Raw genomic sequence first — 16275 nt, 5'->3', positions numbered from 1 at the left:
GGACCGGGGGAGGCGGGGACTACCCGGCGAAGATGCGCTCGGGCCAGCCTGCGGCGAGCCGTCCGTACGCCAGGATGTCAGCGCTGTCAGGGGTCTCCTGGTTCTTGTCCATGTAGAGGTAGGCGTCGCCGGTGGGGAGCGTCCCGATCCACGCGGAGTTCGGGCCCATCGTTCCGTTCTTCGCGCACGATCCGACGGTGATCGCCGTGAGGCTGCCCCAGCTGGTGGGGCGCACGTCCTTGCGCGTCCACTTCGTCGGCGTCTTGTGGGGAATTGTGTACTCGACCAGCTGTCCGGTCGTGAGGGTGGCGAGAAGTACGTCGGCGCTCTGCCCGTCCGGAAGCGTCTTGAGGCCGTACCACGTCAGGGTCTTGACGCCCTGCCAGCCGGACGCGCCGACCAGCGTCGTGCTGTGCATGCTCTCCGCCTTGGTGGCGGTGTTGTACCGGAAGATCCTGCCGTCGTCGGTGAGGGAGTACACGTAGCTGCCCGGCCTGCCGGCGAGGGCGGGCACCGCCGTCATGAGACGGACGGAGCTCCAGGTCGTGCCCACCTTCTTCTTGGTCAGGGTGCCGTCGAGGTTGAGACCGAGCACGTACAGGCTCCCGTCGGCCGCGGTCGCGTAGTAGTCACGTCCCGTGCTTCCCAGCGCGTCCGGCGACTCCGCGCCGGCCGACTCCTTCTTGACGAGCGCCCGCGGCACGAATCCGAGCCGGCTCTGCTCCCAGACCGAGGTGTACAGGTTTCCCTGGCCGTTCTCGCTGGTGTAGGTCCGGTCGACGATCCGCTGAGCGGAGTCGACCCCCAGGACGTTCACGGAACAGGACAGGCCCGGGTCAGGGATCCCCGGCACGCTTGCGCTCGCCGTCATGGGACGCACCGCCGGTGCCGGAGCCTGAGCCGGTGCGGCCTGAGCGATCGCGGGAGCGGCAAGGGACGTGAGCGTGAGCGCGGCAACGACCGCGACGGAACCGCTCACTCGACATCGGAACATAGACACCCGTTCATCCTCATCTCGTACTGTTCGCTGGTTTCTCCGCATGCGTGAGGCGCATCCGGAGCCCTGCCGGCAGGGCCGAGGGTCTTCTCCGAGAACTCGAAGAGGACACCCTTGTCCAGGCAGGGACGACGGAGGCAGAACACTGGTTCCGCAAATCGAGAATTGCTTGCTTCTGCTAAGAAGAACTAACGCATACGTCCGGTATTGCCTGGAAAATAAGAAGTCATGCACGCGAACCAAAGCATTGCCATGGCGAACGCTTCGCGGTCTTGGGTGGAGTGCACCGCTTCGATCGCGAGCCGGCCGGAGTCGAGTCCGCGGGTGCGCGCGATGAGGATTCCGGCCCGTCACATCCGTGAGCGGCCTCGTGCGTTCACTGCAGGTTGTTCGTGTCCCTGGGGATGCTGCCTGCGGCGGGGAGCGGCTGGTGGCCTTCGTCCCAGTGGTTGGACCAGCTGCACAGTCCGCACGCGTACCGGCCATTGAGGCCGTGCACCTCGGCGCCGCAGCCTCGACAGCGTGTGGTGGTGATCTCCGGGGTCATGGCGGGTCCGGGAGAGTTGGACGACCAGCCGCACTGGTTGTTGCAGGTCCAGGACCCGTCGGGGCCCTGGGTGGCTGCCGCGCCACAGTTTCCGCATGTCATCGGAGACCTCCCCGGGGTGGTCCGGCCGGCGGGGGTGCGGCGGGGCCGGGTTCAGGATGGCAGGAAAAGGCGGGGTTCCGAGAGCCCTCTCGCTCTTTCGGGTTACCCGGGATGCTCGGGCGGAAGGGCGGGGAGGGGCGGGTACCCGGGTTCCCGCCCCTTCCGTGCCCGGGACGGTCGCATCACCCGCCGTGATCCGCGACCCGAGTTCGCTTTGGGGCCTGCCCCTGGGACTTGGCGTGGGTCAGTTCGCACCTCCCGTCCACGCAGGACCGACGCAGCCGCCCGGCCGAGACGGTCTCCACGAGGCCGATCGCCCAGCACATCGGGCAGCCGCGCAGTGCGACCAGGCCGACCGGCGCGAGCAGAAGACTCGCCGGGCCGACGACCGGCAACAGGGCCAGGGACCCTACGAGCGCACCGAACCCGACGGCGCCGCGGGCCAGATGGCGCGGAACGCTGTCGCTGGCGAAACCGCCGCGCACCCGCGCGTCGCGTACACCGACGGCGCCGACGGCGCCGACGACGACTGTGGAACCGGGCTTGGAACCGGGCGTAGAACTGGAGTAGTCGGATGGGGAGCCGGTCGTGGCGGTGCGTGGCACCGTGGTCGAGTCAGATGTCATCGTTGCCGGTTCCCCTCATCACGGCAGGTTCCTCGCTCAGTACCTCGCGTACTGCCGAACGGGCCCGGTGCAGGCGGGACTTCATCGCGGCGGTGCTCAGTCCGAGCCGGTCGGCGACGGTGCGGCCGGGCAGGCCCTGGATGTCCCGCATGACCAGCACCTGCCGCTGGTCCATGGGCAGGGCCGCGACGGCGGCCGCGACGCGTTCGGCCTCCAGACGCAGCAGGACGTCCTCCTCGGCGGACCGCGATGTGCCCCCGAACGCGTCGAACCGGTCCGACGTGCCGAGCCGGCCGTGTTCGTCGGCCGGAACGCGGTGGAGCAGGGCGCGGGTGCGGCGCAGGCACTCGTTGCGGACGATCCGGAACATCCACGAGGCCAGCGCCCCGGAGGCGCGCAGCATGCCGATCTTGCGGTAGAGGATGATCAGCGCTTCCTGGGCGGCATCCTCGGCGTCCTGGGGCGTGGCGCACAGCGTGTGCGCGAACCGGTGTACGTGCGGGTAGGAGCCGTACACCAACGAAGTGAGCGCCTCGACGTCGCCGCGTTGCGCCGCGGCGACCAGAGTCGCGCCGGGCCAGGTGCGGTCAGCCACGCTGACGCCTCCGTCGGCGCAGCGTGACGGTGCACGCGCACAGCAGCAGCGCGCCGGCCGCGGCGGCGATGATGACGGTGGTCATGTGGTCCTCCTGGTGAGTGCGGGGCGGACGCGGTCGTCCGCACGCCTATGAGAGGCGCGGCGGGCACAGAAGGATTCACCCCTGGCCATGGATACGGCCTCAGGTGGTCGCCCCGGAGGGCCCGGTGATGCGCGTGACGGCGTCGAGGGTGAGCGCGCGGTCGTGGGGTTCCGTGGCCAGGGCCCGATGGAGGGTCAGCCCCTCGATGAGGGCGTCGAGTTGGCGGGACGTGTCCGGGTCGAAGTGTTTCTCCAGGTGGCCGCGGCTGCGGGCCATCCATTCGTGGGTGAGTTCCCGGTAGGAGGGCTGTCGGGCGGCGAGGGTGTAGAGCTCCTGGGTGAGGACGAGATCGCGTCGGCTTCCGTCGGACAGGGCGTGGATGAGATCGACCACCGCTTCCCTTGCCTGGTCGCGGTCGGCCGGAGCGGCGAGGTGCGTGTCGAACAGCGCGACCACATGCTCGGTGAAGTGGCGGAACGCCTCCCGAAGCACCTCGTCGATCCCGCTGAAGTGGTAGGTCATCGAGCCCAGGGGAACGTCTGCGCGCGCAGCGATCTTCCGGTGGGAGACACCGGCGGTGCCTTCCTCGGCGATGAGGTCGAGCGTGGCGGTGAGGATGCGTTCGCGACGCTGTGGATCGGTGTGTCCGGTGGCCATGGTCGTCGCGGGCCTCAGAGGGTGCGGACGGGGCGGGCGGGGTTGCCGACGGCGACGACACCCGCGGGGATGTCCTTGGTGACGACGGCGCCGGCGCCGATGACGGAGTTGTCCCCGATGGTCACGCCGGGGAGGACGATCGCGCCTCCGCCGATCCATACGTTGTCGCCGATGGTGATCGGCTCGGCGGCTTCCAGCTTGTCGCGGCGGGGTAGCGGCTCCAGGGGGTGCGTCGGGGTGAGCAGCTGGACGTTGGGGCCGATCTGGCAGTCCTCGCCGATGGTGATGGCCGCGACGTCCAGGGCGGTCAAGTTGTAGTTGACGAAGGTACGCGCTCCGATCGTGATGTTGCTCCCGTAGTCCACGTACAGCGGCGGCCTCACGTGGACCTCGTCCCCTACCGATCCGAGGAGTTCGGCAAGGACGGGCTGGGCCGCGCCCGCGTCTTCGGTGTAGGCGGCCTGGTAGCGGGCGGCCAGGCGTACAGCTTGCTGCTGGCGGTCGGCGATCTCGGGGTCGTCGGCGATGTAGAGGTCGCCCGCCAGCATGCGTTCGAGGTTGGTGCGGGGGTCCTGTGCGAAGTAGTCCGTCTGCATGGGGCTGATCGTAGCCGGGGAGCGTACGATCGTACACTCCACGAATTGGCTGCCGACGGCCTCGCGGGACCGTGGCACCATGTCCGGCATGACGACGTACCGAAGGGGCCATGCCGCGTAGACGGCCAGGACGCGTACGGGGCGGTGTCCCCCGCCACCTGACACCGGACGCAAGGCCGGTGATCGGCGCCATCGACGGCCTGTCCTCGCACGCACTCGCCGATATCGCCCGCCTGGAGCGGACCCGCAACTATCTGCGGCCGGGGGACGTCACTGCGGCCGTGCGCCTGTGGAAGGACTACGTCCACCGTCCCGAGCGCGTGCTGCGGCAGGACTACGAGTGGGGCAACGTGCACTGGTACTGCTGCGGAAATCCGCTCGAAGCCCGTGCTCTCCTGGACACCGTGATGCAGGCCCTTCCTCCCCGGAGCGCCCGCGAACTCCGGCGGATCATCAGCCGGTCGGACGCGGTGTGGAACCAGCCTTCGTCGCCGTACGAAACCTGAGAAGCTCCGTCGCGGCGCTGCTCGTCCCGCTGATGAGCCGCAGGCTCACCCGTCGCGCAGCCGGAGAAGGTACGTCGCAGTCAGCGCGACGGCAGGGTCCTCGTCGTGCGACAGCTCCGCGAGGGCCCGTGAGGCCGTCGTCCCCGGGATGCCCGCCAGTGCCTGGGTCAGCCGTCCGCGTGCGGGCGCTTCAGTCGTTGCCCGGGCGAGTCGGTCGACGAGCCCGGTCGCGATCCGGTCCGCCGCCGCGGTGTCGTCCGCCAGCACGCTCAGGGCGTCGGCCGCATCGGTGTCGTTCCTGCCCTCCACGATCATGTCGATGAGCGTCGGTACCGCATCGGCCGCTCCACGTGTCCCGAGCGCCAGAGCCGCGTACCCGCGGACCACGGCGTCGGGGTTCGCGAGGGCGTCCCGCAGGTGCGCGGCAGCCTCACCCCCGGGCATCTCGGCGAGGGACTGAACGGCGCGTGCCCGCACCGCCGCCACCGGCGATTCGAGGCCCTGCGCCAGCAGTGCCGAACCGCCGTCGCCCGATCGTGCCAGCGCCCATCGAATGGCTCCGGCGACGTTCGGCTCCGTCTCGCTCAGTGCCGCATCGACCAGGGCCTCCACCGGCACCGGAACCTCGTCGACGGAGGAGAGGGCCGCGCGCTGGCGCGCGTCGGCGCTCTTCGACCCCAGCGCCTGGAGGAGCGAGACAACCTGGAGGACGTGCTCCCAGTCGGCGGGGTCCGCGGCATCGATCCGGCGAAGACGCGTGAGCAACTCCGTCTCGGCCGCGATGCGTTCGCGCGTCTGGCGGATGAGGTCGCCGACGAGCTCCGAGGGCGTGAAGCCGGGATCGTCGAGTGCTCGCCCGATCTCACGCAGGGACAGCCCCAGTGACCGCAGGCTCTCGATGTGGAAGATCCGCCGGATGTCCTCCCCGGAGTACTCCCGGTACCCGGAACCCGTACGGCCCGAAGGCCGCACCAGCCCGAGCGACTCGTAATGCCGGAGCATGCGGGCACTGACCCCGGACCGTCGCGCCACCTCACCGATCAACACGCCCTATCGTCCCTCCTGGCCGGACCCGCCGAGGGCCACGACGCGCTTCGCCTCCTCGATCGCGAACTCGAACCCGGCGTCCGGGTCGCGCAGCAGCCGTTCCGTGGCAAGTGCGTGTGCGTGCACGTGTGCCTGCGGGCGTGCGTGTGCGTGTGGCTGCGAGTGTGCGTGTGCCTGTGCCTGCGGGTCAGGGGCCGTTGTCGCGGCGTGCAGAGCCGGCAGAACCACTTCGCCCAGCGCGACCATCGCCCGGCTGAGACTCAGCTGCGTCTCCCGCCCACCGCGCCCGAGCTGCGTCGCCAGCGCCACGGCCAGGGCGGGCTCTTCGCCTTCCGGTACGAGTACGACCGCGGCCCGCCAAGCGCTCCGCGCGACCTCGTCGTCGGGGTCGGACAGGAGCGTCCGGGTGATCGCCGGCCACGCCTGCCGGTCCCCGATCTTGGACAGTGTGTGCAGCGCCTGGCTCCGTGCCTGCGCACGCTCCGAGCGGAGCTCGCGGACCAGCCCCGGGAGTGTCATGGACACCGGGTGGCGGATGAGTGCCCAGGTCAGCATGTCGCGGACGAAGAACTCGGGCTCGATCGCGCATCGCTCGATGAGCGTTTCGACGTAGCGCGGGTCGGGCGCCGTACCGACCGCCAGAGCGGCCCGCAGCCGCACGGACGAACTGCCGTCCTCCAGCCCCTGGAGCACTCGTGTCCCATCCGTGTCCTGTCCCGTGACCGTCATCGAGACCACCTCCTCGGCAAGCAGTGAAGACCCTGCCACCGTGTCAAGGTCAAACAGGACCCACCGCGCAAGCACCTGTCACCTGCTGCTTCCCGGTGCCGGTCATGTGGTCGACCGGGCAGACCCTGCCTCCGGTTTGCGGGCGAGCAGGTGGATCTCCTTGAACTGCCGCCGGTCGGTGGGCTGAGGCTCGCGAACCATCCGGGCCACCTCGGCCAGACCGGCCGTGCGCAGCATCGCGGAGAGGTGATCCGGTGACCATCGATAGGCAGGAGCGACTGCGTGGTCGAAGACCTGCGTCGGGTGGGACGGGTCGTCGCTGGCCGAGAAGCCGACCAGAATGTGGCCGCCAGGTGCCAGCACACGGTGGAACTCCCGCAAGATGGCGGGGAGTTCACGCGGCGGAGTGTGAATGATGGACCAACGTGAAAGTGCGCCTCCCAACACGCCGTCAGCGATGTCCAACGCGGCCATCGAGCCCACGTCGAACCGCAGGCCCGGGTAGGTCTGCCGAGCTGTCTCGATCATCGCGGGAGAGGCATCGACGCCGAACACCGCCAGCCCCAGTTCATCCAGGTGAGCGGCGATATGACCAGGTCCACACCCCAGATCTGCGACCTGACCGCCCCCGCCCGCACTCACGGCCTCGGCGAACGCACCCAGAAACGCGCGGTCCAAGGGCCTGTCACGCAGCTCGTCGCGGAACAGTTGCATGTACAGGGGGGCGGCGGCGTCGTAGGCCTCGCTGGTGGCACTGAGGGCATCGTGTTCGATCACGCCCACGACCGTAGTGCCTGGCACCGGGACAAGCCGGGGAATCGCGATCCGGACCGGGGTCCGGGCTGGTGGAGGACGGGTTCTTGCGGCACGGGTGGGACAGCCGGTGCCGGCGTATGGCTCGAAGCCCCCAGCTCCTGCATCAGTTCGGAGAGCATACGGCTGACGGTGCGCAGCGAGACGCCGAGGTTGCGGGCGATCTGCTCGTCCTTCATCCCGGTGGCGAGCATCCGCAGGATGGCGCGCTGCTGGTCGGTGAGGCTGGCGGCGTCCTGCTGGTCACCGCGCCGCTGCTCGAAGGGGACCGCGCTGCGCCAGCACTGTTCGAACCAGGCGCGGCACGAGCGTACGAGGGACGGGCCGCGGGCCAGGATCGCGCCCGCGTCGTGATGGTCGGGGTCCATCGGTACCAGGGCGAACCGCCCGTCAGCGATGATCATGTTCATCGGGAGGTCCGCGGCCACCCGTACCTCGGCTCCCGCGGCCACTTTCTCCGTGAGGTGCTCCATGCCCTGCGGGGTGCCGGAGCTCGTGCTGGAGACGATGTAGCGCACCCGCGTCCCCCGGGCTATCTGGCGGCGATCGCGGGACAGTGTCCGCTCGGGGATCTCGCGGCTGTGGCTGATCTGGGTCTGCAGCGCGCAGAGGTCGTGTTCCACGGTCTCGGTGATGTCTTCCAGGACCTGCTGGATGCGCCGGTAGTCGGTGATGACTTCGACCTCGACCTCGGCGGACGGCGCGAGGACCTCGGCGCGCAGGAAACGGGTGGCCAGCGACTCCAGCCGGCCGTTGACCTCCTCGGCGTGGCGCAGGTCCTCGGCGAGGCGGCCTCGTTCGCTCTCCAGGAGCTTGATCAGCCCATTTCGGGGCTGACCACGGCCACGGTGTCGGACTCCGCTTCGGGTGCGCTGCCGGAGGCGAGCGCGAGCCCGTTGTCGTGCTCGGTGCCCGTGGGCACGATCAGGCCCAGGTTCAGCAGATCGCGACGGCAACGTTCACGCTCGCTCGGGCCGAGGTCCAGTTCGGCGACGGCCTCGTCGAAGCCGGCCGCGCCACGGAGCCGCAGTTCCTGGTAGAGCGCGAGTGCCGGGTCGTCGGGGCGTGTCCCCGACGTGCTCGCTCTGGCAGCGGTCACCGCGTAGCCCCCTCGGATGAACATCTCCCACGCGAAGCCCACTTCGCGTGGGATGTCATCCGAATTCTGTGGGTGGGCCTATTTCAAGATCACACCGCTCGACGCCGGCCCCCGAGGCCCGGCCCTCGGCCCGGGGCGCGTGCGCCGACCCGATCAGGCATGGACGACAGGTTCGCCGCTCAGCGCGACACCGGCCCGGCGTAGCTCGTCGAGTGCGGTGCGCGTGGTGTCGGGGGCGACACCTGCGGTGTAGTCGAGCAGGACTCGCACCGTGAAGCCCGCTCGTGCTCCGTCCAGCGCGGTGGCCTTCACGCAGTGATCGGTCGCGATCCCCACGATGTCGAGATCGGTGACATCGCGGGCTCTCAGCCAGTCGGACAACGTCGTACCGTCCTGGGTGAAGCCCTCGAAACCGCTCTTCGATGCGGAGTGCGCGCCCTTGAAGACAACCTCGTCGACGTGCCCGGATTCCACGGCGGGCGCGAAGTCCGGGTGGAACTCGCCTCCTTCACTGCCGACGACGCAATGCACGGGAAAGGATTCCTGGAAGTCGGGGTTCTCGGAGAAGTGGGTGCCGGGGTCGATGTGGTGGTCACGGGTGGCGACGACGTAGGCGTACTGCCCGTCCGAGTGCCCGAGCAGCTCGGCGATGGCGGCGGCCCGGTCCGCACCGCCCTTCACCGGAACGCTGCCACCCTCGCAGAAGTCCTTCTGCACATCGACGACGATCAGTGCACGACGCATGGGAAGAGCCCTTTCCCTTCGGATACAGCGATTCAGCGGATACAGCGATTCACTCGATGGTCGCCCTGCCGCCGTCGGACGGGGCGCACCACTCGCCGGTCATTCACCCGACCAGCGCGGCACGCACCGCAACGCGGCTGGTGGAGCCCGGGGCGTCAGGCCTTGGCGGCGGACGTCTCGGTCGCCCGCATGGCCAGGTGGGCACCCCGCCAGCGTCGGCGCAGCCGGCGATCGTGGCTGACGACGACGAGGGCGCCGTCGTAGTCGGCCAGGGCGGTCTCCAGCTCCTCGACGAGAGCGGGCGACAGGTGGTTGGTGGGTTCGTCGAGCAGCAGGACCTCGGACGGCTCGCTGAGCAGTCGCGCCAGGGCCAGACGCTGCGCCTGCCCGGTGGACAGCCGGCCGACCGGCACCGTGAGCTGGTCGCGGTCGAACAGGCCCAGGGACAGCAGCTGTTCGGCGTGCCCGGCAGGGTCGCCGGCCCGGCCGCGGGCGAAGGCGGCCAGCACCGTCTCGTCCGGTTCCCCGGGCTGCGGCTCCTGGGGGAGGTAGCCGATCCTGCCGCGCCGGGTGACGCTCCCGCTGTGGGGAGCGATGTCCCCGGCCAGGACGCGGAGCAGAGTGCTCTTGCCCGCTCCGTTCGGCCCCGTGATCAGCAGGCGTTCACCCGCCGCGACGGTGAGGCTCGTACGGTCGAGCCGGTCCGTGACGCCGATGCCGGCGGCGTCGAGGACGGTACCCGCCAGGCGGCGGGTCCGCAGTACCGGGGTGAAGTGCAGCGGCTCCGGCGGAGGCGGGACCGGGTCGGCGAGCAGGCGGCGCAGCCGTTCCTCGGCGTTGCGCACCCGACTGGCCAGGGACTGCTGTACCCGGCCGCCCGCCCGGTCGTAGGCCATCTTGTTGCCGTCCTTCATCGGACGGCCCGGAGCCACCTGGCGGGCGGTGGTCGCGGCGGCCTCGCGGAACCGGTCGGTGTCGGCCCGCCACTGGTCGTGCGCCTGGGCCCAGCGCTGCCGGGCGGCGGCCTTCTCGGCGAGGTAGCCGGAGTAGCCGTTGCCGTACCGGACGACGCGGCGCCGGTCGGCGTCCACCTCCAGCAGGCTGGTCGCGACACGTTCGAGGAAGACCCGGTCGTGGGAGACCGCCACCGTGGTGCCCCGGCGGGTGCGGAGGTGTTCCTCCAGCCAGGTCAGGGCGCCGTCGTCGAGGTGGTTGGTCGGCTCGTCCAGCAGCAGCACCTCCGGCGCGGCGGCCAGCAGGGCCGCCAGCCGCAGTCTGACCCGCTCGCCGCCGGACAGGCTGCCCACGATGCGGTCACGGCCCACCAGTCCCAGGCCGAGGCCGTGCAGGGCACGTTCCACCCGGGCGTCGGCGTCGTAGCCGCCGCGCAGTTCGAAGACCGTCATCAGTTCGCCGTACTCGGCCAGGCCCGATGCGTCGCCGTCGGCCATCGCGGCCTCAAGACGCCGCATGCGCCGCTCGACGGCGCGCAGGTCGCTCAGGGCGCGGTCGATGATCTGCTGGACGGTTGCCCGCGGGTCCGTCCGCTCGTCCTGGGCGAGATAGCCGACGCCGCCGGTGGCCTGGACCACGACCTCGCCCTCATCGGGCTGTTCGTGCCCGGCGAGCAGGCGCAGCAGGGTGGTCTTGCCGGATCCGTTCTCCCCGATGATCCCGGTGCGCTCGCCGGCGGCGAGCGAGCAGGTCACCGCATCAAGGACGGGCCTGCCGTCGAAGGACTTGCTGACGGCGAGCGCGGTGATCTGTGTGGGCATACGAGGTCTCCAGAGCATTCGGGAATGAGGCGGCCGCGAGGGGCCGCGTGGCCGGGCGAATGCTTTGGAAGAACATCGATCACTCCACTAGTGCGACAACTGATGCTTTAAGATGCTGCCATACCTTCGCCCCCCCCGAGCAATCGGATTTACCCATGACGCCTCCCGCAGCCCCGGAGCCGGAACCGGAGCCAAAATCGGAGCCGGAAACAGAACCGAACGACACCCGGCCACCGCCGGCGCCCCGACGCCGGCCCGGGGGCCGCACCGCCCGTATCCGCGCGCAGGTGCTCGACGCAGCCCTCGCGGAGCTGGCCGAACACGGCTACGACGGGCTCACCACGGACGCCGTCGCCGCCCGCGCCGGCGTGCACCGCACCACTGTCTACCGGCGCTGGGGGGACGTCGGCGGACTGCTCGCCGACGTGCTCGACGCGGCGGGTGACGACGACTGGCAGCCGCCGGACACCGGCTCATTGGAAGGCGACCTGACAGCGCTGAACGAGGAGATCCAGACGGGCATGAGCGCACAGCCACCGGTCATGGCGGCCCTGATCGCCGCCTCGTTCCGCTCCGAGAAGGCCGCCGAGGCCCAACAGCGGCTGTGGGAGGACCGGTACGCCCGCTGCGAGATCGTCGTCGGCCGGGCCGTCCGGCGCGGCGAACTCCCGCCGCGCACCGACGCCCGGCGACTGCTCATCGCCGCCACCGCGCCGCTCTACCACCAGCTGGTGCTTCTCCGCACGCCGAACGACCCGCAACTGCCGGGCCACGCGGCCAGAACCGCCGCCCTCGCCGCAGCCGCCGGCGCCTTCGCCGAGCCCCCGCCGGAGGTTCACATCTGAGCCCCCGTCCGGGCGCGGCTGCCGCGCGCGGCGGGCTCGCGCAGGTGGGCGGCGGCCGTGCGCCACGCGGTGGTCACCGCGGTCCGGGCCCGTGCCGTCCGGGCGGCGCGGTCGCCGGTCAACTCCAGGGGCGCGCCCACGTGCACGTGAAGGTCCGGTCGGCGCAGCGGGGCGGTGCCCAGGCCGGCGAGCTGCTTGGCGGTGCTGCCCGAAGTGATCCGGCGGGCTCCGGCCTGGCCCACGGGTATGACGGGGGCGCCGGTGCGTTCGGCGAGCCGGGCCAGGCCGCTGCGGAAGGTGCCGGGTGCCGCTTCCGCGGCGTCCCTGCGGCGGGGCAGGCCGCCTTCGGCGTAGATGAGGACCAGCCGCCCCTGCTCCAGGGCTTTTGCCGCGGCGTCCAGCGCGGCCGCGGCGCGCCGGTCTCCGCGGATCACCGGGATGTGCCCTTCGCGGGCGAGCGCACGGCCGAGCAGCGGGATGCGCCACAGCCCCGCGGCCGCCATGACGACCGGCTCGGCGCCGAGGCGGTGCAGGGCGGCGGTCACGATCGCGGGGTCCGCCAAGGACGTGTGGTTCGCGGCGATGATGCTGCCGGGCGCGAGTTCGGTGCCGGGGTCGGTGGTCACCGTCAGGCGGCCGAACGCGGGCACCAGGACGTCGGCGATGCGGCTGAGCATGAAGGGTCTCCCGGTCTCGGCGGTGTTGGTCCTCATCGTCGGGACCGGGTACGGCCGGGTCCTGAGTCGTCGTACTCATATTCGGGCCCTGTCGCTTCAGGCGGTGCACCGGTCCCGCCTCTCCACCGGTCGGGCGACACCGTTCCTGGTGCATGCCCAGAGGACGAGGGCGAGGCCGCTGAATCCGGCGCCGAGTACGCACACCGCGCTCCAGCCCGCCGCGGCGTACAGCGTCGTCGCGGCGAGGGCTCCGACGGCGCTTCCGATCGAGTAGAAGACCATGTATCCGCCGATGAGCCGGCTGCCCGCGTCGGGGTGCAGCGCGTGGATCAAGCTCTGGTTGGTGACGTGTACGGCCTGTACGGCGAGGTCGAGAAGGATCACTCCGGCCGCGAGGGCCCACAGCGACTGCCGGGTGAGAGCGAGGGGCAGCCACGAGAGCGTCAGCAGGGCCAGGCCGAAGCCGGTGGTCCGGTTCGCGTGGCCGCGGTCGTTGAGGCGGCCCGCGACGTTGGCGGCGAGGGCTCCGGCGGCGCCGAGCAGCCCGAACGCGCCGATCGCGGTCGACGGCAGGGACATGGGGGGATCGCTGAGGACCAGGGTGACGCTGCTCCAGAGGGTGCTGAAGGCGGCGAAGACGAGGAGCGCGAACAGTGCGCGCAGGCGCGGCAGGCGTTCGCGCGTGAACAGACGGACGGTGGAGGTGAGCAGGCGCCCGTATCCCAGTGCGGGCGCCGGTGTGCCGCGCGGCGGAATGACACGGTGGAGCGCGAGGGCTGAAGCACAGGTCAGCGCTGCGGAGGTGAGGTAGACCGAGCGCCAGCCCGCGAGGTCGCCGAGCAGTCCGGAGACGGTACGGGCGAGCAGGATGCCGGTGACGACGCCACTGGTGACGACGCCGACGACACGGCCGCGGCGGGCGGGCTCGGTGAAGGAGGCGGCGCAGGCGACGAGGGACTGTGTGACGACGGCGAGCAGCCCCAGGGCGGCCATCCCGACGAGGAGCGTCGTGGCGGTGGTCGTGGTTGCGACGAAGAGGAGCGCGGCGGCCAGGAGGAGCAGTTGCGTCGTGATCAGCCGTCGGGGGGCGAGCAGGTCGCCGAGCGGAACGATGAGGAAGAGGCCCAGGCCGTAGCCGATCTGAGTGAGGGTGACGATGGTGCCGAGTGCTGCCGGGGAGATCGCGAACTCGTTGCCGAGGGCCACCAGGAGCGGCTGGGCGAAGTAGACGTTGGCGACCGCGGTTCCGCAGGCGACCGCGAACAGTGCGGTGGCGCCGCGGGGCAGTACGGCGGCGGGTGTCCCCTGGTTCATGGTGACCCTTCCAGCAGCTTGGTTGCATGTTGCCACCCGTGACCGTAGACGTAACTGGTAGCATGTTGCAACCGTCGTGGACGGCCCGTCGGCGGCGAAGGAGGACAACATGGTGAAACGGACCCGGTTCGACGACAGCGACTGCCCGGTCGCGCGGTCGGTCGACGCGATCGGCGACTGGTGGTCGCTGCTGATCGTGCGCGACGCCTTCGACGGGAGCCGGCGCTTCGGCGAGTTCCAGCGGAGCCTCGGGGTGGCCAAGAACATCCTGAGCGCCCGGCTGCGCACCCTGGTCGCGGGCGGGATCCTGGACTCGGTACCGGCGCCCGACGGCGGCGCCCACCACGAGTACGAGCTGACGGAGAAGGGCCGGGAACTCTTCCCCGTCATCGTCGCGCTGCGTCAGTGGGGCGAGGCGCGGTTCTTCGAACCCGGGGAGCTCCACTCGGAACTGACCGATCGCCGCCAGGGCCTCCCCCTGCTCCCGCTGGAGGTCCGCGCGCAGGACGGACGGCTCCTCACCCCGGACGAGACGGTCGTCACCAAACTCGACGGCACCACGACGCCCCACCGCCCGCCGGGCCGGTGAGCGGTCTTCGCGCGCGCCGCGTCGTTCAAGCCACGAGAGCCACGAGAGCTACGAAGGCTGTTCCGGCGCTGCCGAACCGGTGACGGAGCCGTCCGCGCGGCGCTCGTCGCGCGCCGCCACCAGCATCTCCAGCCCGTCCAGGATGCGCTGGAGGCCGAACTCGAAGTGGTCGAAGCCCGTGCCGAAGGACTCCTCGGACAAGGAGGCCATGACGGGATAGCGCCCACTGGCCATGGCCTTCTCCAGTACGGGCTGCTGGGCCTCCCAGAATTTCGCGTCCGTCAGACCGGACGTGCGCTCGGCCTCCTCCTGGTACACCTGCGTGCGGGCGGCCCCCACCACGTACCCGTCGATCAGGATGATCACCGAGACCAGTTCGGGGTCCGGCAGCCCCTCGACCTGATCCGGCCGAGCACCTTCTCCATGCCGTCGAGCGCGTTCGGGCCGAGGACGGGGCGGGACTGGTTGACCTCCAGCAGCCAGGGGTGGCGGCGGTAGAGGGCGAGAGTGGCGTGGCCCAGGACCTGGAGGGTCGAGCGCCAGCCGCCGTCGCCGAAGTCGGCCGGGTCCTCGGACACGCGCTGGACGCGGTCCAGCATCAGGTCGAGCAGCTCCCCCTTGCCGGGGACGTAGCGGTACAGCGACATCGCACCGGTGCCCAGCTCCGCGGCGATCCTGCGCATCGAGACCGCGCCGAGCCCCTCCCGGTCGGCGACGTCGACGGCCGCCGCCACGATCCGGTCCAGGGTCAGGCCCGGTTTGGGGCCCCGGCTGGGCCGTCGGCCGGTGTCCCACAGCAGTTCGAGGGTCCGGTTGATGTCGCCGCTGCCACTGGTCTGCGTACTGCTCGTCATGACGGCAGTTTAGTTCCGCGCGAAAACACCGAGTACGGCGTACGCATAATCGGGCACGGTGTACCCAGTTGACGAGTGGGAGGGGGCACCCATGAGTGACGGAAGCGGCGGTTACGCGGTACGGGCGGAGGGTCTCGAGAAGCGGTACGGCGCGGTGGCCATGGGCTGGCGGCCGGACGGGGGCTGGGGCTTCCTCGCCGCCTTCGGACTGCTGCTGTGGCTCAGGTTCGCGCTGATCTGGACCGGGGTGTGGCTCGGGCTGCTCGTGCCCAACCCCGAGGCCGCGGGCGGGCTGTTCGCGGTGGCGTACCCGGTGACGATGGTCTCCAGCATCTTCGTCGCCCCGCAGCTCATGCCCGGCTGGCTGGGCCCGGTCGCGGCCTGGAACCCCGTCTCCTCCACGTCCGCGGCCACCCGGGAACTGTTCGGCACACCGGTCGGCGGCGGCAACTCCTGGATCGAGCAGCACGCGATGCTGATGGCGGTGGTGTGGCCGGTGCTGCTGACGGCGGTCTTCCTGCCCCTGGCGATACGGCGGTTCCGGCGGCTCGACCGATAATCGGTGGTGGAGGTGGGCCTTGTTCGACAGCGTACGTACCGTGATGACCTTCGCCCTGGACCCCGAGGCGTCGGCCCGCTGGTGGGGTGAGCTGCTGGACGTCCCCATGAGGATGGACGTCAGCGACGCCGGGGACGTCTACGCCTGGGTGGAGATCGGCGGGGTCGAGGTCGGTTTCCACCCCGCCGACGACGAGCGCAACCCCCGGGGCGGCAGCCCGGTCGTGTACTGGGGAGTGGACGACCTCGACCGGGTGCGCGAGCGGCTGCTGGCGGCCGGCTGCGAGCACCACCGGGGCCCGCTGGTCATCGAACCGGGGCGGCGGATCGCCCAGTTGCGCGACCCGTTCGGGACCGTCGTCGGCATCGAGGGCCCTTGAGCCCCCCTGGGCCGTGTCCGTTCCGTGAAGTCCCGCCCGGCTCGCTGCGCCCGGCGCCTGTCACTCCGGATCGTTCCGGATGCCTCGTTCGGTACTCCCGCCACTAGCTTTTCGACGGTGCCCGCCAGAACGACCAGTCC

Annotated in this window: 20 protein-coding genes and 2 pseudogenes; 5 read left to right on the top strand and 17 right to left on the bottom strand. The window is 70.8% G+C overall.

Going from position 1 to position 16275, the window contains the following annotated elements:
- Positions 1 to 19 precede the first annotated feature (19 nt).
- From OG842_RS41430 to OG842_RS41400, 7 genes are all read right to left on the bottom strand, one after another.
- Complete coding sequence (locus tag OG842_RS41430; RefSeq protein WP_266737764.1) at positions 20 to 871, bottom strand: hypothetical protein; 852 nt, start codon at positions 869 to 871, stop codon at positions 20 to 22.
- A 502-nt stretch (positions 872 to 1373) separates the two neighbouring features.
- Positions 1374 to 1646 (bottom strand): hypothetical protein, encoded by a 273-nt coding sequence (locus tag OG842_RS41425; RefSeq protein WP_266737765.1) that lies wholly within the window; start codon positions 1644 to 1646, stop codon positions 1374 to 1376.
- A 182-nt stretch (positions 1647 to 1828) separates the two neighbouring features.
- On the bottom strand, positions 1829 to 2272 hold the full coding sequence (locus OG842_RS41420) for a hypothetical protein (RefSeq protein WP_323185925.1): 444 nt from the start codon (positions 2270 to 2272) through the stop codon (positions 1829 to 1831).
- Positions 2262 to 2867 carry an RNA polymerase sigma factor gene (locus OG842_RS41415; RefSeq protein WP_266737767.1) on the bottom strand — a complete coding sequence of 202 codons (606 nt, stop codon included), beginning with the start codon at positions 2865 to 2867 and terminating at the stop codon, positions 2262 to 2264. Before OG842_RS41415 ends, OG842_RS41420 begins: the two co-directional genes overlap by 11 nt.
- The gene (locus OG842_RS41410; protein WP_266737768.1) at positions 2860 to 2952 is read right to left on the bottom strand and encodes an LPXTG cell wall anchor domain-containing protein; all 93 of its coding nucleotides are present in this window, start codon (positions 2950 to 2952) and stop codon (positions 2860 to 2862) included. Before OG842_RS41410 ends, OG842_RS41415 begins: the two co-directional genes overlap by 8 nt.
- Positions 2953 to 3051: 99 nt before the next feature.
- Entirely contained in the window at positions 3052 to 3609 is a 558-nt protein-coding gene (locus OG842_RS41405) for a TetR/AcrR family transcriptional regulator (RefSeq protein ID WP_266737770.1), read from the bottom strand.
- Positions 3610 to 3623: 14 nt separating this feature from the next.
- Positions 3624 to 4205 (bottom strand): sugar O-acetyltransferase, encoded by a 582-nt coding sequence (locus OG842_RS41400; RefSeq protein WP_266737771.1) that lies wholly within the window; start codon positions 4203 to 4205, stop codon positions 3624 to 3626.
- A 110-nt stretch (positions 4206 to 4315) separates the two neighbouring features.
- Between OG842_RS41400 and OG842_RS41395 the strand changes: the two genes are divergently transcribed.
- Complete coding sequence (locus OG842_RS41395; protein ID WP_266737772.1) at positions 4316 to 4711, top strand: hypothetical protein; 396 nt, start codon at positions 4316 to 4318, stop codon at positions 4709 to 4711.
- 45 nt (positions 4712 to 4756) lie between these two features.
- Here OG842_RS41395 and OG842_RS41390 read toward each other — a convergent pair whose 3' ends face one another.
- From OG842_RS41390 to abc-f, 7 genes are all read right to left on the bottom strand, one after another.
- A complete protein-coding gene (locus OG842_RS41390) occupies positions 4757 to 5758 on the bottom strand; it encodes a MerR family transcriptional regulator (RefSeq protein ID WP_266737773.1) in 1002 nt (333 codons plus the stop codon).
- 3 nt (positions 5759 to 5761) lie between these two features.
- Positions 5762 to 6487, bottom strand: coding sequence for a HEAT repeat domain-containing protein (locus tag OG842_RS41385; RefSeq protein WP_266738123.1), 726 nt, complete (start codon positions 6485 to 6487; stop codon positions 5762 to 5764).
- Positions 6488 to 6589: 102 nt separating this feature from the next.
- Entirely contained in the window at positions 6590 to 7264 is a 675-nt protein-coding gene (locus tag OG842_RS41380) for a class I SAM-dependent methyltransferase (protein WP_266737774.1), read from the bottom strand.
- Entirely contained in the window at positions 7261 to 7923 is a 663-nt protein-coding gene (locus OG842_RS41375) for a helix-turn-helix transcriptional regulator (protein WP_266737776.1), read from the bottom strand. The genes OG842_RS41380 and OG842_RS41375 overlap by 4 nt, the downstream gene beginning before the upstream one ends.
- Before the next feature lie 194 nt (positions 7924 to 8117).
- The gene (locus OG842_RS41370; RefSeq protein ID WP_266737777.1) at positions 8118 to 8399 is read right to left on the bottom strand and encodes a hypothetical protein; all 282 of its coding nucleotides are present in this window, start codon (positions 8397 to 8399) and stop codon (positions 8118 to 8120) included.
- 153 nt (positions 8400 to 8552) lie between these two features.
- Positions 8553 to 9143: an isochorismatase family protein gene (locus OG842_RS41365; protein ID WP_266737779.1), complete on the bottom strand. Its 591-nt coding sequence runs from the start codon at positions 9141 to 9143 to the stop codon at positions 8553 to 8555.
- 155 nt (positions 9144 to 9298) lie between these two features.
- Entirely contained in the window at positions 9299 to 10918 is a 1620-nt protein-coding gene (gene abc-f, locus OG842_RS41360; protein WP_266737781.1) for a ribosomal protection-like ABC-F family protein, read from the bottom strand.
- 155 nt (positions 10919 to 11073) lie between these two features.
- On the opposite strand from abc-f, the gene OG842_RS41355 reads away from it, so the two are divergent.
- Entirely contained in the window at positions 11074 to 11763 is a 690-nt protein-coding gene (locus tag OG842_RS41355) for a TetR/AcrR family transcriptional regulator (protein ID WP_266737783.1), read from the top strand.
- On the opposite strand, the gene OG842_RS41350 is transcribed toward OG842_RS41355, so the two are convergent.
- Both OG842_RS41350 and OG842_RS41345 read right to left on the bottom strand, forming a co-directional pair.
- Positions 11754 to 12440: a lysophospholipid acyltransferase family protein gene (locus OG842_RS41350; RefSeq protein ID WP_266737785.1), complete on the bottom strand. Its 687-nt coding sequence runs from the start codon at positions 12438 to 12440 to the stop codon at positions 11754 to 11756. The two genes, OG842_RS41355 and OG842_RS41350, sit on opposite strands and share 10 nt — an antisense overlap.
- A 96-nt stretch (positions 12441 to 12536) precedes the next feature.
- Complete coding sequence (locus OG842_RS41345) at positions 12537 to 13754, bottom strand: MFS transporter (RefSeq protein ID WP_266737786.1); 1218 nt, start codon at positions 13752 to 13754, stop codon at positions 12537 to 12539.
- Between the two features lie 109 nt (positions 13755 to 13863).
- Between OG842_RS41345 and OG842_RS41340 the strand changes: the two genes are divergently transcribed.
- Entirely contained in the window at positions 13864 to 14343 is a 480-nt protein-coding gene (locus OG842_RS41340; protein WP_266737788.1) for a winged helix-turn-helix transcriptional regulator, read from the top strand.
- A 48-nt stretch (positions 14344 to 14391) separates the two neighbouring features.
- Here the strand turns inward: OG842_RS41340 and OG842_RS41335 are convergent.
- A pseudogene (locus OG842_RS41335) lies at positions 14392 to 15197 on the bottom strand (TetR/AcrR family transcriptional regulator).
- A gap of 151 nt (positions 15198 to 15348) precedes the next feature.
- On the opposite strand from OG842_RS41335, the pseudogene OG842_RS41330 reads away from it, so the two are divergent.
- A pseudogene (locus tag OG842_RS41330) lies at positions 15349 to 15756 on the top strand (ABC transporter permease); the annotation flags it as partial.
- Between the two features lie 19 nt (positions 15757 to 15775).
- Complete coding sequence (locus OG842_RS41325) at positions 15776 to 16135, top strand: VOC family protein (RefSeq protein ID WP_266737790.1); 360 nt, start codon at positions 15776 to 15778, stop codon at positions 16133 to 16135.
- The last annotated feature ends 140 nt before the right edge of the window (positions 16136 to 16275 follow it).

It is taken from the genome of Streptomyces sp. NBC_00376 (assembly GCF_036077095.1).
Taxonomy (GTDB): Bacteria; Actinomycetota; Actinomycetes; order Streptomycetales; family Streptomycetaceae; genus Streptomyces.
This window is presented reverse-complemented; position numbering and strand designations above follow the sequence as displayed.

What these genes read in the sequence shown, in the direction of transcription:
- OG842_RS41430 (WP_266737764.1), bottom strand. Translation starts at nt 871, where the DNA reads ATGACGGCGAGCGCAAGCGTGCCGGGGATCCCTGACCCGGGCCTGTCC.
- OG842_RS41425 (WP_266737765.1), bottom strand. Translation starts at nt 1,646, where the DNA reads ATGACATGCGGAAACTGTGGCGCGGCAGCCACCCAGGGCCCCGACGGG.
- OG842_RS41420 (WP_323185925.1), bottom strand. Translation starts at nt 2,272, where the DNA reads ATGACATCTGACTCGACCACGGTGCCACGCACCGCCACGACCGGCTCC.
- OG842_RS41410 (WP_266737768.1), bottom strand. Translation starts at nt 2,952, where the DNA reads ATGACCACCGTCATCATCGCCGCCGCGGCCGGCGCGCTGCTGCTGTGC.
- OG842_RS41405 (WP_266737770.1), bottom strand. Translation starts at nt 3,609, where the DNA reads ATGGCCACCGGACACACCGATCCACAGCGTCGCGAACGCATCCTCACC.
- OG842_RS41400 (WP_266737771.1), bottom strand. Translation starts at nt 4,205, where the DNA reads ATGCAGACGGACTACTTCGCACAGGACCCCCGCACCAACCTCGAACGC.
- OG842_RS41395 (WP_266737772.1), top strand. Translation starts at nt 4,316, where the DNA reads ATGCCGCGTAGACGGCCAGGACGCGTACGGGGCGGTGTCCCCCGCCAC.
- OG842_RS41385 (WP_266738123.1), bottom strand. Translation starts at nt 6,487, where the DNA reads ATGACGGTCACGGGACAGGACACGGATGGGACACGAGTGCTCCAGGGG.
- OG842_RS41365 (WP_266737779.1), bottom strand. Translation starts at nt 9,143, where the DNA reads ATGCGTCGTGCACTGATCGTCGTCGATGTGCAGAAGGACTTCTGCGAG.
- abc-f (WP_266737781.1), bottom strand. Translation starts at nt 10,918, where the DNA reads ATGCCCACACAGATCACCGCGCTCGCCGTCAGCAAGTCCTTCGACGGC.
- OG842_RS41355 (WP_266737783.1), top strand. Translation starts at nt 11,074, where the DNA reads ATGACGCCTCCCGCAGCCCCGGAGCCGGAACCGGAGCCAAAATCGGAG.
- OG842_RS41350 (WP_266737785.1), bottom strand. Translation starts at nt 12,440, where the DNA reads ATGCTCAGCCGCATCGCCGACGTCCTGGTGCCCGCGTTCGGCCGCCTG.
- OG842_RS41345 (WP_266737786.1), bottom strand. Translation starts at nt 13,754, where the DNA reads ATGAACCAGGGGACACCCGCCGCCGTACTGCCCCGCGGCGCCACCGCA.
- OG842_RS41340 (WP_266737788.1), top strand. Translation starts at nt 13,864, where the DNA reads ATGGTGAAACGGACCCGGTTCGACGACAGCGACTGCCCGGTCGCGCGG.